The sequence below is a fragment of the Paraburkholderia sp. Ac-20347 genome (assembly GCF_017104805.1).
In the GTDB taxonomy this organism is placed as follows: domain Bacteria; phylum Pseudomonadota; class Gammaproteobacteria; order Burkholderiales; family Burkholderiaceae; genus Paraburkholderia; species Paraburkholderia tropica.
Genome location: NZ_JAAGPN010000071.1, coordinates 20,361 through 37,000, shown reverse-complemented (window position 1 = coordinate 37,000; position 16,640 = coordinate 20,361). Strand labels below are relative to the sequence as shown.

10 protein-coding genes are annotated in these 16,640 nt (G+C 66.2%); 6 read left to right on the top strand and 4 right to left on the bottom strand.

Features of this window, described 5'->3' with window-relative positions; all coding sequences use genetic code 11:
* The first annotated feature begins 91 nt into the window (after nucleotides 1-91).
* From G3N97_RS16070 to G3N97_RS16055, 4 genes are all read left to right on the top strand, one after another.
* Nucleotides 92-502: an MliC family protein gene (locus tag G3N97_RS16070; RefSeq protein ID WP_205994120.1), complete on the top strand. Its 411-nt coding sequence runs from the start codon at nucleotides 92-94 to the stop codon at nucleotides 500-502.
* Between the two features lie 225 nt (nucleotides 503-727).
* Nucleotides 728-2,374, top strand: a complete 1,647-nt coding sequence (locus G3N97_RS16065; protein WP_065063635.1) for an acetolactate synthase large subunit — start codon at nucleotides 728-730, stop codon at nucleotides 2,372-2,374.
* A gap of 129 nt (nucleotides 2,375-2,503) precedes the next feature.
* Nucleotides 2,504-3,946 (top strand): aldehyde dehydrogenase family protein, encoded by a 1,443-nt coding sequence (locus G3N97_RS16060; protein WP_205994119.1) that lies wholly within the window; start codon nucleotides 2,504-2,506, stop codon nucleotides 3,944-3,946.
* Between the two features lie 686 nt (nucleotides 3,947-4,632).
* Nucleotides 4,633-6,150, top strand: coding sequence for a DEAD/DEAH box helicase (locus G3N97_RS16055; RefSeq protein ID WP_205994118.1), 1,518 nt, complete (start codon nucleotides 4,633-4,635; stop codon nucleotides 6,148-6,150).
* An 81-nt stretch (nucleotides 6,151-6,231) separates the two neighbouring features.
* Here G3N97_RS16055 and gluQRS read toward each other — a convergent pair whose 3' ends face one another.
* Entirely contained in the window at nucleotides 6,232-7,188 is a 957-nt protein-coding gene (gluQRS, locus tag G3N97_RS16050; RefSeq protein ID WP_205994117.1) for a tRNA glutamyl-Q(34) synthetase GluQRS, read from the bottom strand.
* 13 nt (nucleotides 7,189-7,201) lie between these two features.
* Entirely contained in the window at nucleotides 7,202-8,068 is an 867-nt protein-coding gene (locus G3N97_RS16045) for a sulfurtransferase (RefSeq protein ID WP_065063629.1), read from the bottom strand.
* 340 nt (nucleotides 8,069-8,408) lie between these two features.
* On the opposite strand from G3N97_RS16045, the gene dnaE reads away from it, so the two are divergent.
* Nucleotides 8,409-11,990, top strand: coding sequence for a DNA polymerase III subunit alpha (gene dnaE, locus G3N97_RS16040; protein WP_074984865.1), 3,582 nt, complete (start codon nucleotides 8,409-8,411; stop codon nucleotides 11,988-11,990).
* A 125-nt stretch (nucleotides 11,991-12,115) separates the two neighbouring features.
* Here the strand turns inward: dnaE and G3N97_RS16035 are convergent, their stop codons facing one another.
* The gene (locus G3N97_RS16035; protein ID WP_205994116.1) at nucleotides 12,116-12,943 is read right to left on the bottom strand and encodes a glycosyltransferase family 2 protein; all 828 of its coding nucleotides are present in this window, start codon (nucleotides 12,941-12,943) and stop codon (nucleotides 12,116-12,118) included.
* A gap of 290 nt (nucleotides 12,944-13,233) precedes the next feature.
* On the opposite strand from G3N97_RS16035, the gene msbA reads away from it, so the two are divergent.
* A complete protein-coding gene (gene msbA, locus G3N97_RS16030) occupies nucleotides 13,234-15,027 on the top strand; it encodes a lipid A export permease/ATP-binding protein MsbA (RefSeq protein WP_205994115.1) in 1,794 nt (597 codons plus the stop codon).
* 144 nt (nucleotides 15,028-15,171) lie between these two features.
* Here the strand turns inward: msbA and G3N97_RS16025 are convergent, their stop codons facing one another.
* Nucleotides 15,172-16,446, bottom strand: coding sequence for an O-antigen ligase family protein (locus G3N97_RS16025; protein ID WP_205994114.1), 1,275 nt, complete (start codon nucleotides 16,444-16,446; stop codon nucleotides 15,172-15,174).
* Nucleotides 16,447-16,640 lie beyond the last annotated feature (194 nt).

Genomic DNA, 16,640 nt, shown 5'->3' with positions numbered 1-16,640 from the left:
CCTGCGCGGACGTGATCGATCCGTGACGCCGCCGCGCGCCCGATTCCCGGCGCGCGTGTCGCGCTTCGCGGCAACCGCCGGAGATTCCGCAATGACAGTCGTTGGCGCAGCGCCTGGTTCGAAGTTGTCTTCTTTTTCCTCCTTCCTGTTGCGCGCGCCGCTCGCGCTCGGGCTGACCTGCGCCGCGTTGCACGCGAGCGCCGCGCCGCTCGAAGTGCGCGAAATCCAGACTCAGGCGCGCCACACGTTCAGCTACACCTGCGCGGACGGCAAGACCTTCAAGGTCACCTATATCAACGGGACGAACGGCCAGAGCTTCGCGCTCGTGCCCGTCGACGGCCGCAGGCTGCTGTTCGTCGGCGTGATCGCGGCTTCGGGCGTGAAGTATGTGGCCGACCGCTATACGTGGTGGACCAAGGGTCCGGGCGCCGATCTCTACGACGCCATGTCCGAAGCGAGCCCCAAGCCGCTGCTGAGCGGCTGCGCGACCATCATGCGCTGAGGCCGCCGCCTCACGCTTACGCCTTTGCCGCGTCTTTTGCCCGCGCCTTTGCCCGCGCTTTTGCCCGTTTCACCGACGTGTTCTCGTCCCCGGTAGTACTCTGTCGGGCGTGAAACCGGGCGTGCGCCTGCGCGCGCGCTGTATGCGAATTCCGGGCGGATTTCGGGCGACTTCCGGGCGGATTTCGCGCCGATTGCAGCGAAACGAAGCGTAGCGAGGTGGCCGATGAAAGCATCCGATCTGTTCGTGAAAGCGCTGGAGGCGGAGGGCGTCGAATACGTGTTCGGCATCCCCGGCGAGGAAAATCTCGATCTGCTCGAATCGCTGCGGCGCTCGAAGATCCGCCTGATCGTCACGCGTCACGAACAGGCCGCCGGTTTCATGGCCGCCACTTACGGGCGGCTGACGGGCCGCACGGGCGTCTGTCTCTCGACGCTCGGCCCCGGCGCGACCAACTTCGTGACCGCCGCCGCCTACGCGCAGCTCGGCGGCATGCCGATGCTGATGGTCACCGGCCAGAAGCCGATCAAGTCCAGCAAGCAGGGCCATTTCCAGATCGTCGACGTGGTGCGCATGATGGAGCCGCTCACCAAGTACGCGCGCCAGATCGTGTCGATCGGCAATATTCCGGCGCTCGTGCGCGAGGCGTTCCGTCAGGCCGAGCAGGAGCGTCCGGGCGCGGTGCATCTCGAACTGCCCGAGGACGTCGCCGACGAAGAGGGCGACGGCAAACCCATTCCCAAGAGCTTCAGCCGCCGTCCGGTCGCCGAGGAAAAGGCCGTCGCGCACGCGGTGTCGGCGATCTGCGCGGCGCGCCATCCGCTGCTGATGATCGGCGCGGGCGGCAACCGCAAGACCACGCGCAACGTGCTGCGCGAATTCGTCGACCAGACCGGCATCCCGTTCTTCACCACGCAGATGGGCAAGGGCGTGATCGACGAATCGCATCCGCTCTGGCTGGGCAACGCCACGCTGTCCGATGGCGATTTCGTGCACCGCGCGATCGAGCACGCCGACTGCATCATCAACGTCGGTCACGACGTGATCGAAAAGCCGCCGTTTTTCATGCGCAGCGCCGAGGAAAAGACCGTGATTCACGTGAACTTCCTGGGCGCGGAAGTCGATCCGGTCTATTTCCCGCAGATCGAGGTCGTGGGCGACATCGCCAATGCGGTGTGGCAGCTCAAGGAAAGCCTCAAGCCGCGCGAGCACGCGTGGGATTTCACGCGCTTCGAGGAGATCAAACGCCACTTCGACGCGCATCTCGCCAAGGGTCAGCACGACGCGCGCTTTCCGATGTACCCGGTGCGCCTCGTGCACGACGTCTACGGCGCGATGCCCGAGGACGGCATCCTGTGTCTCGACAACGGCATGTACAAGATCTGGTTCGCGCGCTACTACCGCGCCCGCGAGCCGAATTCGGTGCTGCTCGACAACGCGCTCGCGTCGATGGGTGCGGGGTTGCCCTCGGCGATCGCGACGCGCATCGTGCATCCCGAGCGCAAGGTCGTGGCCGTGTGCGGCGACGGCGGCTTCATGATGAATTCGCAGGAGCTGGAGACGGCGGTGCGCATGAAGCTCGATCTCGTCGTGCTGATCCTGCGCGACGACGCCTTCGGCATGATCCGCTGGAAGCAGGAAAACATGAATTTCCCCGACTACGGCATGACGCTGCAGAACCCGGATTTCGTCGATTACGCGCGCAGCTATGGCGCGCACGGTCATCGCGTGACGGAAGCCGATCAGCTCAAGCCGCTGCTGGAGCAATGTTTCGCGCAGCCGGGCGTGCACGTGATCGACGTGCCGATCGACTACTCGGACAACGAGCGCGTGCTCAATCGCGAGATCAAGCGTCTGAGCGCGCAGCTTTGAGCTTTTCGTTGAGCCATTCGCGCGGGCGCGCGCCTTGCGCGCCGTCCCGCATTGCCTGACTTCAGGCGCAGTGCAGGCGCGGCTGATCCGACGCGACCCGACGGACCGCGCTTCCCCGGAGAACACGCCATGCTCAAGCCGACTTATCCGTACTATCTGGCGAATCAGGCCGTCGCCGCCAACACCGATCTCGAAGTCACCGACAAATACAGCGGCGAAGTCGCCACGCGCGTCGCGCTCGCCGACGCGAAGGCGATCGACGAGGCCATCGCCGCAGCCGAAGCCGCCATGCCCGCCATGCGCGCGTTCCCGCCGTTCAAGCGCCAGGCCGTGATCGACCATTGCGTGGCGCGCTTTCGCGAGCGCTTCGACGAGCTGGCGATGGCGCTCTGCATCGAGGCCGGCAAGCCGATCAACGATGCGCGCGGCGAAGTCACGCGCCTGATCGACACGTTCCGCGTGGCGGCCGAGGAGAGCGTGCGCATCGACGGCGAGATCGTGAACCTGGAGATTTCGCCGCGCGCGAAGGGCTATCACGGCTACGTCAAACGCGTGCCGATCGGGCCGTGCTCGTTCATCTCGCCGTTCAACTTTCCGCTCAATCTGGCCGCGCACAAGGTCGCGCCCGCGCTGGCGGCGGGCGTGCCGTTCGTGCTCAAGCCCGCGAGCCGCACGCCGGTGGGCGCGCTGATCATCGGCGAGGTGCTGGCGGAAACCGATCTGCCGAAGGGCGCGTTCTCGATCCTGCCGGCGCATCGCGACGGCGCCGATCTGTTCACGACCGACGAACGCTTCAAGCTGCTCTCGTTCACGGGCTCGCCGGGCGTCGGCTGGGATCTCAAGAAGAAGGCGGGCAAGAAGAAGGTAGTGCTGGAACTAGGCGGCAACGCGGCGGCCGTGGTCGACGCGGATCAGGGCGCGAAACTCGATTACGTCGTGGACCGGCTGGCGTTCGGCGCGTATTACCAGTCGGGGCAGAGCTGCATCGGCGTGCAGCGCATTCTCGTGCACGCCTCGCTCTACGACGCGCTGCGCGACAAGCTGATCGCCAAGGTCAAGACGCTCAAGATGGGCGATCCGAAGGACGAAAAGACTTTCGTCGGGCCGATGATCTCGGAGTCGGAGGCGAAGCGTCTCGCGGGCTGGATGGAGCAGGCGGTGCTGGCGGGCGCGAAGATACTCGCGGGCGGCCAGGTCGACGGCGCGATGTTCGAGGCCACGCTGCTCGAAGACGTGGGGCGCGGCACCGATCTGTATCGCAAGGAAGCCTTCGGGCCGGTGGCGATCCTCGAGCGTTTCAAGGATTTCGGCCAGGCGCTCGATATCGTCAACGACAGCGACTTCGGCCTGCAGGCGGGCGTGTTCACCGATTCGCTCGCCAACGCGCATCGCTCGTGGGACGGGCTCGATGTGGGCGGCGTGGTGATCAACGATATTCCGTCATTTCGCGTCGATAACATGCCGTATGGCGGCGTGAAGGACTCGGGGCTCGGGCGCGAGGGCGTGCGCTACGCGATCGAGGACATGACCGAGTTGCGGCTGATGGTGATGCGCGAAACGTGGCAGGGCTGAGAGCGGTGATGGACGGCGCGGCCTCCGCGTAAAGGAGCGTAAAGGGCCGGATGTTTGCTGCCCGACGCCTGGCGCGCCGAGGCAAACCGCCCGGCGCCGTCAGGTAAAAGTAAGCACCATTGACAGAAGGCCGCCCCTGCGGCCATAGGGATTTATGCCAAGGTGCTACAATACCGGCCTTTCGCCGTATTGCGCCCGCGTCTTTTGCGGGACAGCACGGCAAAAACCCGTGGCGGCGCAGGTCTGCGCGTCCGGATACGCCGGCGCAAGCGCCGGCATCGACTGAAGCGGCCGCGCCCGAGCGCGCAGCCGGAAAGAGGGTACGAGCAAACGCTCGAGCGCATGGGGCCTGCCCCGGCTCGCGTGAAGGCATCGGTTGGAACGGATGAATCGGGTCGAGCGCGGTCAGAGCGCCAGCGCACCCCGTCGCCATCGACATCGCCGCCGCCGTTGCCGTTCAGCACGCCGCCGCGCTCTGCGCCGCGAGCCGTCCGCCGGACGGTCCACGCCTGAGCGTCCGTCCCGGTGCCGGGTTGCGTCACCGCCGGCCGGCGTCAGGCAGGGCCTCGCGACACGCGGCCCACCGGACGTACCCAGCGACATCAGGCGTACCCAGCAACATCCGCAGTGATTATTTGAGGCGCGCCGCGCCTCGCGCGCATAGCGCCTTTATAGCGAAAGCCACCATGTCCGACACAGCCGTCACGCCCAGCACTGAGACCTTCGATCAGTTCGGCCTCGCGCCCGAGATCCTCAGAGCGATCCAGGAACAGGGCTACACGACGCCCACGCCGATCCAGGCGCAGGCCATCCCCGTGGTCCTCACGGGCCGCGACGTGATGGGCGCCGCGCAAACCGGCACCGGCAAGACCGCGAGCTTCTCGCTGCCGATCCTCCAGCGTCTCTTGCCGCTCGCGAGCACGAGCGCATCGCCCGCGCGCCATCCGGTGCGTGCGCTGATCCTCACGCCCACGCGCGAGCTGGCCGACCAGGTCGCCAACAACGTGCGCACCTACGCGCAGCACACGCCGCTGCGCAGCGCGGTGGTGTTCGGCGGCGTCGACATGAATCCGCAATCGGACGAACTGCGCCGCGGCGTGGAAATCCTGATCGCGACGCCGGGCCGTCTGCTCGACCACGTCCAGCAGAAGACCACGAACCTCGGCCAGGTGCAGATGCTCGTGCTCGACGAAGCCGACCGCATGCTCGACATGGGCTTCCTGCCCGACCTCCAGCGCATCCTGAACCTGCTGCCGAAGGAGCGTCAGACGCTGCTGTTCTCGGCCACGTTCTCGCCGGAAATCAAGAAGCTGGCGGCGACCTACCTGCGCACGCCGCAGACCATCGAAGTCGCGCGCAGCAACTCCACGAACGCCAACGTCACGCAGATCGTCTATGAAGTCGCCGAAGGCGACAAGACGGGCGCGGTCGTGCAGCTGATCCGCGATCGCGGCCTCAAGCAGGTGATCGTGTTCTGCAACAGCAAGATCGGCGCGAGCCGTCTCGCGCGCCAGATCGAGAAGCAGGGCATCGTCGCCGCCGCGATTCACGGCGACCGCTCGCAAAACGAGCGCATGCAGGCGCTCGACGCCTTCAAGCGTGGCGAGATCGAGGCGCTGGTGGCCACCGACGTGGCCGCGCGCGGTCTCGACATCGCCGAACTGCCTGCCGTCATCAACTTCGACCTGCCGTTCAACGCGGAAGACTACGTGCACCGTATCGGCCGCACGGGCCGCGCGGGCGCGACCGGCGACGCGCTGTCGCTGTGCTCGCCGAACGAGAAAAAGCAGCTCGCCGATATCGAAAAGCTCATCAAGCGACCGCTGACCGTCGAGCATCTCGCGGTCGATACGCCGGTGGCGCACCACGAAGGCGGCAGCCGCCGCCGCGAGCGCGACGGTCATGAAGGTCGCGAGGGTCGTGAAAGCCGCGAAAGCCGCGAGGGTCGCGAAGGTCGTGGCGAGCGCGTCGGCCACCGCCGTCCGGGCGCACACGAGCGCACGCATCATCACCGTTCGGCGCAGCCGGTCGACGACTTCTTCCTGAAGCCGTACGAAGCGCCGGCATCCGCGCGCAGCAAGGCCGAAGACAAGGCCGTGCCGGACGGCGCGCCGCAGAAGCAGTCGAAGCAGCCGCTCGCCGCGCTGCTCGGCGGTCTGGGCGCGGGCTGGCGCAACAAGCCGACTTCGTCGTCGTCTTCGTAAGCTTCGCCTCGCGCTGGATCGGCGCGTAAAAAAACGGCATGTCGTGATGAACGACATGCCGTTTTTGTTTGTGCGGCCGTTTTATTCCGATGCCGATGGTGCGGGCAATGACGCCAGCCGCCGCTTCCAGGCGTCGATGGCGTCGGCCTGAAACGCTTCGAGCGTGGTCGGCGCGCCGTCGTGCAGGTCGAGACCGAGATGGCGCGCGGCGCCCACGAGCGCGTCGATCGGATGCGCGGCGTCGAGCGCCAGCGCGCCGGTCTGCTTCGAGAGCTTGTCGCCGTCCGCGTTGGCGACGACCGGCACGTGCAGATACGCGGGCGTCGGCACGCCGAGGCACTGCTGGAGCCAGATCTGGCGCGCCGTGGAGTCGAGCAGATCCGCGCCGCGCACGATGTGCGTGATGTGCTGATCGGCGTCGTCCACGACGACCGCGAGCTGATACGCCCACTGGCCGTCGGCGCGCAGCAGCACGAAGTCGCCGACCTCGGTCGCGAGATCCTGTTGCTGCGGACCTTGCCAGCGATCGTCGAAGCGGATCAGGGCGGGGTTGGCGCGCGGGTCGCCGGCGTCGGCGGGTTCGTCGGTGAGTTCGTCGGGCACGCGCAGCCGCCACGCGCGCGCGGGCTTGCCGTGCAGCCCGTCGCGGCAGGTGCCGGGATAGATCAGCGTGGTGTTGCGCCGATGCGCGTGCAGTTGCGAATCGGCGATTTCCTTGCGCGTGCAGCCGCACGGATAGACGTGGCCGGACGCGATCAGCGCGTCGAGCGCCGCGCGATAAAGCGCAATGCGGCGGCTTTGCCACTCGGGCGGTTCGTCGGCGTGAAAGCCGAAACGTTCGAGCGTCGCCAGGATGTCTTCGGCCGCGCCCGGCACCGTGCGCGGCCCGTCGATGTCTTCGATGCGCACGAGCCACGCGCCGCCGTGTGCGCGCGCGTCGAGCCAGCTCGCGAGCGCGGACACGAGCGAGCCGACATGCAGCGGACCGGTGGGCGAAGGCGCGAAACGCCCGCGATAACCGTGCGGCGACGCGCTCACGCGCTCGCGCACCTTACGCGGCTTGCACGCTGGCCGCGCGCTGCGGATGGCACGCCGGGCAGCTCTTGCCCGCTTCGTAGAGCGGCGAGGCCTGTTCGGCGGGCGTGACCACGGCGCGGCAGGCGAAGCACTGCACGGTGTCGGTGGGTTCGAGTTGCGGATTGAGCGCGGTGCGCTGGTCGAACACGAAGCAGTCGCCGGTGTAGTGCGCGCCGCCCACTTCCTCGAAGTACTTCAGGATGCCGCCTTCGAGCTGATAAACGTGGTCGATACCCACTTCCTTCATGTGGATCGCGGCCTTTTCGCAGCGGATGCCGCCCGTGCAGAACGACACCACGGTCTTGCCGTCGAGGTCGGCGCGGTTCGCGGCGATCACCTCGGGGAATTCGCTGAACTTGTCGATGCGGTAGTCGAGCGCGTTGTCGAAGGTGCCGACGTCGATTTCGAACGCATTGCGCGTGTCGAGCATGACGACCGGGCGGCCTTCGTCGTCGAAGCCGCGGTCGAGCCATTGCTTGAGCACGACCGGGGCGACCGACGGCGCGCGACCTTCCTCGGGACGGATGGCCGGCTTCTTCATCGTGATGATCTCGCGCTTGAGCCGCACGAGCATCCGGTTGAAGGGGCGCGTTTCCGAGAAGCTCTCCTTGAACGGCAGCGTCGCGAACTTGCCTTCGAACAGCGGATCGTTGTTGATGTAATCCATGAAGGCGCGCACGTTCGGCTCGTCGCCGGCGACGAACAGATTGATGCCTTCGGGCGCGAGCAGAATGGTGCCGCGCAGGTCGAGCTGCTTGCAGCGTTCGAGCACGAACGGGCGCCATTGCTCGGTCTTGTCGAGCGTCGCGAACTGATACGTAGAGAGATTGAGGATACGCATGGCCAAACGGTAAAAGCGGGGTCGGACGGGCCCGGCGGGCTGGCGCGACGCAAATTGAGGCGATTCGTGCGATTCGGGCGGTTTCGTCCGCAAAGACGAGGGCGCAGAACGGTGAAATCGGGGCGAGATCGGGCGAAAATGCCGGGTCTCGCGAGGCGTCGGGCGCGGCGGGCGCAATCCGCTATTATCCCTCAATCGCGCGATGCGCTGCCCGTCCGATGCACGCACGCGCCGGGGCCGTTGCGGCATCGGCGTGACCTCGCGCAAAGCCTTGTCCGTTTGGCCAACGTGGTCCCGACGCCGCCCGGCGCGGCAAAAATCGCGCGACCGTAGAGGTACAATCACGTCCATGTCAGATCCCCGCTTCGTCCATCTTCGCGTCCACTCCGAATTCTCGATTGCCGACGGCATCGTGCGCCTCGACGACCTCGTCAAGGCGGCGGCCAAAGACGGTCAGGGCGCGCTCGCGCTCACCGACCTCAGCAACGCATTCGGCCTCGTCCGTTTCTACCAGGAAGCCCGCGGCAAAGGGGTCAAACCCATTGCCGGCTGCGACGTCTGGATCATGAATCCCGACGACCGCGACAAACCTTCGCGCCTGCTGCTGCTCGTGAAGGACAAGCGCGGCTACCTGAATCTCTGCGAGCTGCTCTCCAAGGCGTGGCTCACGAACCAGTATCGCGGCCGCGCGGAAGTCGACGTCGCGTGGCTCGAAGCGGGTCTCGGCGAAGGGCTGCTGGCCATTTCGGGCGCGCAGCAGGGCGACGTGGGCCTCGCGCTCGCGGCGGGCAACGTCGAAAGCGCGAAGCGTCATGCGCAGCGCTGGGCGAAGCTGTTCCCGAACGCGTATTACATCGAGCTGCAACGTTGCGGCCAGCCGGGCGGCGAACAGTACGTCGAGCAGGCGGTGGGCATCGCGGCCGAACTGCAACTGCCGGTGGTCGCCACGCACCCCATGCAGTTCATGACCGACGAGGAATTCACCGCGCACGAAGCGCGCGTGTGTATTTCCGAAGGCGACATGCTCGCGAATCCGCGCCGCCAGAAGCGCTTTACGACCGACCAGCGTTTTCGCACCCAGGACGAAATGGTCGCGCTGTTCGCGGACATTCCCTCGGCCATTGCGAACACCATCGAAATCGCCAAGCGCTGCAATCTGACGCTCGAACTCGGCAAGCCCAAGCTGCCGCTGTTCCCCACGCCGGACGGCCTGTCGCTCGACGACTACCTCGTGCAGCTTTCGAAGGAAGGTCTGGAAACGCGCCTCGTGCAGCTGTATCCGGACGAAGCCGAACGCGAGAAAGAGCGCGCGCATTACTACGAGCGTCTGGATTTCGAGTGCGGGACCATCATCAAGATGGGCTTCCCGGGCTACTTCCTGATCGTGGCGGACTTCATCAACTGGGCGAAGAACAACGGCGTGCCGGTCGGTCCGGGCCGGGGCTCGGGCGCGGGCTCGCTGGTCGCCTACGCGCTCGGCATTACCGACCTCGACCCGCTGCGCTACAACCTGCTGTTCGAGCGTTTCCTGAATCCGGAACGCGTCTCGATGCCCGACTTCGACATCGACTTCTGCCAGCACGGACGCGACCGCGTCATTCAGTACGTGAAGGACAAGTACGGCGCGGACGCGGTGTCGCAGATCGCCACGTTCGGCACGATGGCGGCAAAGGCGGCGGTGCGCGACATCGGCCGCGTGCTCGACCTCGGCTACAACTTCACCGACGGCGTGGCCAAGCTCATCCCGTTCAAGCCGGGCAAGCACGTCACCATCGCCGACGCGATGAAGGAAGAGCCGCAGCTCCAGGAGCGCTACGACAACGAAGACGAAGTCCATCAGCTGCTCGACCTCGCGCAGCTCGTGGAAGGTCTCACGCGTAACGTGGGCATGCACGCGGGCGGCGTGCTGATCGCGCCCGGCAAGCTCACCGACTTCTGCCCGCTCTACACCCAGGGCGACGAAAGCGGCGTCGTGAGCCAGTACGACAAGGACGACGTGGAAGCCGTCGGCCTCGTCAAGTTCGACTTTCTGGGTCTGACCACGCTCACGATTCTCGACTGGGCCGAGCGCTACATCCGCATGCTCGATCCGTCGAAGAAGGACTGGTCGCTCGCCCAGGTGCCGCTCGACGACGCGCCGTCGTTCCAGATCCTCAAGAAAGCGAATACGGTCGCCGTGTTCCAGCTGGAAAGCCGCGGCATGCAGGGCATGCTGAAAGACGCGCAGCCCGACCGCTTCGAGGACATCATCGCGCTCGTGGCCTTGTACCGTCCGGGCCCGATGGACCTGATCCCGAGCTTCTGCGCGCGTAAGCACGGCCGCGAAGTGGTGGAGTATCCGGACCCGCGCGTCGAACCTGTTCTGAAAGAGACCTACGGCATCATGGTCTATCAGGAGCAGGTGATGCAGATGGCGCAGATCATCGGCGGCTACTCGCTCGGCGGCGCCGACTTGCTGCGTCGCGCGATGGGTAAGAAGAAGCCCGAGGAAATGGCCAAGCACCGCGAGATTTTCGCGGAAGGCGCGGCGAAGAACGGCCTCACGCGCGAGAAGGCGGACGAAACCTTCGACTTGATGGAGAAGTTCGCGGGCTACGGCTTCAACAAGTCGCACGCGGCCGCATACGCGCTGCTCGCGTATCACACGGCATGGCTGAAGGCGCACCATCCGGCGGAATTCATGGCGGCCAATATGTCGCTCGCCATGGACGACACCGACAAGGTCAAGATCCTCTTCGAGGACTGCCTGACGAACAAGATGGTCGTGCTGCCGCCGGACGTGAACGCTTCGGCGTATCGCTTCGAGCCGGTGGCCGATGCTCACGTGGCCGAAGGCAAGCGCTCGCGCACGATCCGCTACGGTCTGGGCGCGATCAAGGGCAGCGGCCAGAACGCCATCGAAGAAATTCTGCGTGCGCGCGAGGAAGGCGGTCCGTTCAAGGATCTGTTCGACTTCTGCGAGCGTATCGACCGCCGTCTCGTGAACCGCCGCACGATCGAAGCCATGATTCGCGCGGGCGCGTTCGACACGATTCACGCGAACCGTGCGCAGTTGCTCGCGTCGGTGCCCATGGCGATGGAAGCCGCCGAGCAGGCGAGCGCCAACGCCATGCAGGCCGGTCTGTTCGACATGGGCGACGCGCCGCTGGCCGCGCACGAACTCGTCGACGAACCGGCCTGGGGCGAAAAGCGCAAGCTCCAGGAAGAGAAGGGCGCGCTCGGCTTCTATCTGTCGGGCCACCTGTTCGACGCCTACAAGGACGAAGTGCGCCGCTTCGTGCGCCAGAAGATCGGCGAACTCAAGGAAGGCCGCGACAAGCTGGTGGCGGGCGTGATCGCCTCGCTGCGTACGCAGATGACCCAGCGCGGCAAGATGCTGATCGCGCTGCTCGACGACGGCACCGGCCAGTGCGAAGTGACGGTGTTCAACGAGCAGTTCGAGGCGCACAAGGCGCTGTTCAAGGAAGACGAACTGCTGGTCGTGCAGGGCGGCGCGCGTAACGACGCGTTCACAGGCGGCATCCGCTTCACCGTGGATACCGTGATGGATCTGGAGCGCGCGCGCAGCCGCTACGCCCAGGCCGTGAAGGTGCAGATGAACGGCAACGCGAATGCGGGCGCGCTGCGTGCGGTGCTCGAAGCGCATCGCGCGAAACCCGACGACTCGCTGCCCGCGCCGGTCGAGCAGGCGCGCGGCCGTGGCGGGCGCGATGGTGGCGGTGGTGGATATGGCGGCGGCCGCGATCGCGACCGTGCGCAGGCCGTGATTCCGAATGGGCTCGCGGTGCAGATCGTCTATCGCAACGAGCGCGCGGAAGGGGAAGTGCGGCTTGGCGACGCCTGGCGCGTGAAGCCGACCGACGACCTGCTCGTCGCGTTGCGCGGCGAGTTCGCGGACAGCTCGGTCGAAATCGTCTACTGACGATTCAGGCGGATGTGGGATGCGGCGCGCGATGTTTCATCGGCGCCGCGCCGTGCATTTCGGCGTATCGCGCTGAATCGCGGGTGCGGGTTGCAAGCGCCGGTTGCAAGCGCCGGCCGCAAACCTCAGCGCTTTTTCGCCACCTTGCCGTCGCGCGTGAGCAGCGCAAGTTTCGCGTAGCGGTAGTACGTCGTTTCGGCGTTGTTGATCGCCAGCATCAGGCCTTCGGCGCCGTCCAGAAAGCCCGCGCGTATCACCCACGTGCGGAAGAACGCCCAGAAACCCTTGCCCAGCGCCTTCGCAAGCGACGAGCGCTTGCCGTTCTCGGCCATCGTCAGCGCACCCTCCGACGAATAGACGTTGGTCTTGTCGAGCGCTTCGTGCAGATCGGGCATCGAAATATGGATGAACGGGCCGTCGAAACGTCCGGTCGTGCCGTCGATTTCCAGATGCGTGTGCGTGCGCACATCGGTGAAGCGCGCGCTGCCGCGGCGGAACAGGCGCACGATGCGGTCGGGCCACCAGCCCGAGTGCTTCATGAACCGGCCGCAGAAGCTCGAACGGCGCGGCGTGCTGAAGGCCGCATGCGGGCTGCCTTGCGCGAGCAGCGTCTCGATTTCGGCGCGCAGCTCGGGGCTCAGGCGTTCGTCGGCGTCGAGGCAGATCACCCAGTCGCCGCGCGCTTCGGCGAGCGCACGGTTTTTTTGCGGACCGTCGCCGGGCCAGTCGGTTTCGAACACGCGCGCGCCCAGCGCGCGGCAGATGTCGGGTGTGCCGTCCGTGCTGCCGGAATCGAACACGATGGTTTCCAGGGCGAGTCCGCGCACGGATTCGAGGCAGTCGCGAATGTCGTGCGCCTCGTTCATCGCGACCACGATCACGGAAAGCGTGGCGCGCGACGTGCTGCTGCTGGCCTCGCGGCCCGTGCGGTTCGGGGAAAGTCCTTCGGACATGAAGATGACGCCTGTTCTGGAAATGTATCGAATGCGGCGCGCCTGCCGGTGGCGGCCCGGCGCGCAGAGGTGCGTATTCTAGTCCATGTCCCGCCGACGGCCAGGGGGCAGGCGGCCGGCACGCCCTGTGCGCGGCCTGCGGACGCCGCGCCACACTGGCCCGATGCGCGAGGCGAGCCGCCGCGCCTAGCGTATACAATGCGGTACCTTGTTGTCGCGACCGGGCTCAAGCCCCGCGCGCGGCGCGAGAAGAGACCATATTTTCAGCATCCGCCTTTCCAGAGGATTCCTTGAGCGAGAAGCCAAAACAATCCACCCTCAGCAAGCCGATCGGTAACGGTGCGGCTTCGAATCCGGCATCGGTTGGCCGCCGGTTGTGGCCCTATCTTAAGCCGCTCATCTGGGTCTCGATCGCCGCCATCCTCACGCTGGCGCTGGTGGCCGCGACCGAGGCCGGCATTCCGGCGCTGCTCAAGCCGCTGCTCGACCACGGCTTCGGCACCAAGGGCAGCCCGAGCGCGATGTGGATCGTGCCGGTCGCCATCATCGGGCTCGCGCTGGTGCGCGGTCTGGCGCAATACGCGTCGGGCTATCTGCTGCAGTACGTGTCGAACCGCATCCTGCTGGAACTGCGTCTGAAGATGTTCGAGCGCATGATTCACGCGAGCGTCGGCTTCTTCCAGCGCGAGACGGCCAGCACGGTCATCAACGCGATCGTGTTCGAGGTCAACCAGATCCTGAGCGTGCTGATGGGCGTGCTCGTCACGTCCGTGCGCGACTCGCTCACGGTGTTCTTCCTGCTCGGCTATCTGTTCATTCTCAACTGGCGCCTCACGCTGATCGTGGCCGTGCTGCTGCCCGCCATTGGCTGGCTGGTCAGCAAGATCAACCGCCGCCTGCGCCGCCTGAACCGCGAGCACCAGCTGCTGACCAACGAACTGTCCTACATCGTCGAAGAGACGGTGGGCGGTTACAAGGTCGTCAAGGTGCACAACGGCGAGCAGTACGAAATGAGCCGTTTCGGCGAGATGAGCCGCCGTCTGCGCGGCTATCAGATGCGCATGACGGTGTCGGGCGGTCTGGCTCAGCCGCTCACGCAGTTCCTCGCGTCGATCGCGCTCGCCATCGTGGTGACTATCGCCGTGGTGCAGGCGTCGCACGACCAGACCACGGTCGGCGGCTTCGTCGCGTTCGTCACGTCGATGCTGCTCGTGATCTCGCCGCTCAAGCATCTGATCGATGTGAACCAGCCGCTGCAGCGCGGCATGACGGCGGCCGAACTGATCTTCGGTCTGATCGACGAGCCGGCTGAGCCGGAAGGCGGCGGCAAGCCGCTCGAGCGCGCGCGCGGCGAGATCGAGTTTCGCGATGTGTCGTTTGCGTATGGGCCGGAAGGGCGTCCGATTCTCGAAAGCGTGCATTTCAGCGCGGCGCCCGGTGAGATGATCGCGCTGGCGGGCCCGTCGGGCAGTGGCAAGACCACGCTCGTGAATCTGCTGCCGCGCTTCTTCGATCCGAGCGGCGGCCAGATTCTGGTCGACGGCGTGCCGCTGCCGGAGTACGACATTCACGCGCTGCGCAGCCAGATCGCGATGGTGAGCCAGGACGTCACGCTGTTCAACGACACGGTCGCCAACAACGTCGCGTATGGTCAGACGGCCGATCCCGAACGCGTCGAGCACGCGCTGCGCGCCGCCAATCTGTGGGACACGATCGCCGCGCTGCCCGAAGGCGTGGCCACGCTCGTGGGCGACAACGGCATGAAGCTCTCGGGCGGCCAGCGTCAGCGTCTCGCGATCGCACGCGCGATCTACAAGGACGCGCCGATCCTGATTCTCGACGAAGCCACCTCGGCGCTCGATTCGGAATCGGAACGCCACGTGCAGGCGGCGCTCGAAACGCTGATGAAGGGACGCACGACGCTTGTGATCGCCCACCGTCTGTCGACCATCGAGCGTGCGGACCGCATCCTCGTGATGGAAGCGGGCCGTATCGTCGAGCGCGGTTCGCATCAGCAGTTGCTGGAGCAGCGCGGTTTGTACGCGCATCTGCACAAGATCCAGTTCCAGCAGCACGCCGCGTAACGTCGCGACAACGCAAAACGGGCCGCGCAATGCGGCCCGTTTTCATTTCTTGAGCGATATCGGAAGGGAACGCGGTTCCGTTGCGGCTGCAACGGAGCGACGGCGTGCGCGCAAGTGGCGCACGCTCAGAGCACGTTCAGCGCATCAAACGCGCGCTGCGTCTGATGCGAGTTCGCGTCGACGCGACACGATGATCGCGAGGAACGTGGCGGTGAGCAGCGAGACCAGCACGGTCACCTGAATGGGCACCAGCACGTCGATCGTCAGCCCGAACAGGATCGTGCTGAACGAAATCGCGAGACCGCCGCAGGCCGCCGTGCGGATCACGGCGTCGTCCGAGCGGCGCGCGCGCCAGAAGTGAACCGAGGTGCCGAAATAGAACAGCAGCAGCGTCGCCACGCCCATCGCGCCCATTTCCGCGATGGCCGAGAAGAAGTCGCTGTGCGCGCGTTCGTTGACGATCTGCGAGCTGGCTTCGCCATGCTGCGCGAGGTCGCCGAGCGCGCGTTCCAGATGGCCTTTGCCCACGCCATAGAACGGATGGCGTTCGAACAGCGTGATCGACGCGCTCCACAACTGCAGGCGCAGACCGACCGAGGTGTCCTTGTCGCCGTGCTGCATCAAGGTGACGTCCGAGCCGGCTTCGGCCACGCGCTGGCGGATGTTGCCGGTCGACAGCAGCACGCCCGCGGCGGCGGCCAGCAGCACGACGGTGATGAGCACGCGTTTCCAGTGCGAGAACCAGCCGTACTGCACGCCGAGCAGCAGCACGAAGACGGGAATCGCGATCCAGCCGCCGCGCGTGCCCGAGAAGTAGGACGCGAAGCCGCCCGCGACGAGGGCCGCGAGTTTCACGACCAGGGCGAGCGGGCGCGCCTTCGTGTCCCAGCCGAACGTGAACACGGCGAGGAAGGCGAGCAGCAGGGCGGTATCGCCGAACGGGATGGCGTTGGTGTACGAGTTCGTGAGGCGATCCGCGACGTTCCAGCCGCCCGCAGGACGATCGACGATGATCCATGCGCTCGCGGCGAGCGCGCCGAGCGCACAGCCCCAGCCGACCACCGTGAGATGGCGCGAAGGCAGGCGGCACAGCAGCAGGAAGAGCGGCAGCGCGAGCGCGAAGCGCGAGAGCGGGTCGAACTGATGCGGCGCCCAGTAGCCGAACAGGGCTTGCTGCGCGATGACGACGCACAGCGGCACGATCATGGCGGCGGTGTACCAGCCGTATTCGCGCCACGGGGCGAAGTAGCTGCGGTCGCGACGCCAGGCCCAGGCGCTGTAGAGCGAAAAGGCGAGCAGCAGGAAGAAGCCGTAACCCGTTCCGCCGCGCCAGACCAGATTGACGGCCGGTGCGAGCAGGAGAAGCAGGGAAGCGATTGGAGCCAGGCGGCGTGGGTATGTCGTCGTATCGTGATTCATGGCGGCCGGCGCAAATCGGTCGGGCAGTCGATTGTTATGTCGCTATGGCCGCGCCCGAGTGACCTCGCGCCCGGCACGCCCAGGGATGGACACGTGATGCCCAAAAAGCCGGTCGATTATACCGGAGGCACTTTTGGCTACGCAGATCGGGGAAAGCCCCTGCACTCCGGTAGGCCGCGAAGCGCCCGCTATAT

Excerpts from the sequence above, each read along its gene's own strand:
- G3N97_RS16060 (WP_205994119.1), top strand. The coding sequence starts at position 2,504 with ATGCTCAAGCCGACTTATCCGTACTATCTGGCGAATCAGGCCGTCGCC.
- G3N97_RS16025 (WP_205994114.1), bottom strand. The coding sequence starts at position 16,446 with ATGAATCACGATACGACGACATACCCACGCCGCCTGGCTCCAATCGCT.
- G3N97_RS16070 (WP_205994120.1), top strand. The coding sequence starts at position 92 with ATGACAGTCGTTGGCGCAGCGCCTGGTTCGAAGTTGTCTTCTTTTTCC.
- G3N97_RS16065 (WP_065063635.1), top strand. The coding sequence starts at position 728 with ATGAAAGCATCCGATCTGTTCGTGAAAGCGCTGGAGGCGGAGGGCGTC.
- G3N97_RS16035 (WP_205994116.1), bottom strand. The coding sequence starts at position 12,943 with ATGTCCGAAGGACTTTCCCCGAACCGCACGGGCCGCGAGGCCAGCAGC.
- G3N97_RS16045 (WP_065063629.1), bottom strand. The coding sequence starts at position 8,068 with ATGCGTATCCTCAATCTCTCTACGTATCAGTTCGCGACGCTCGACAAG.
- G3N97_RS16055 (WP_205994118.1), top strand. The coding sequence starts at position 4,633 with ATGTCCGACACAGCCGTCACGCCCAGCACTGAGACCTTCGATCAGTTC.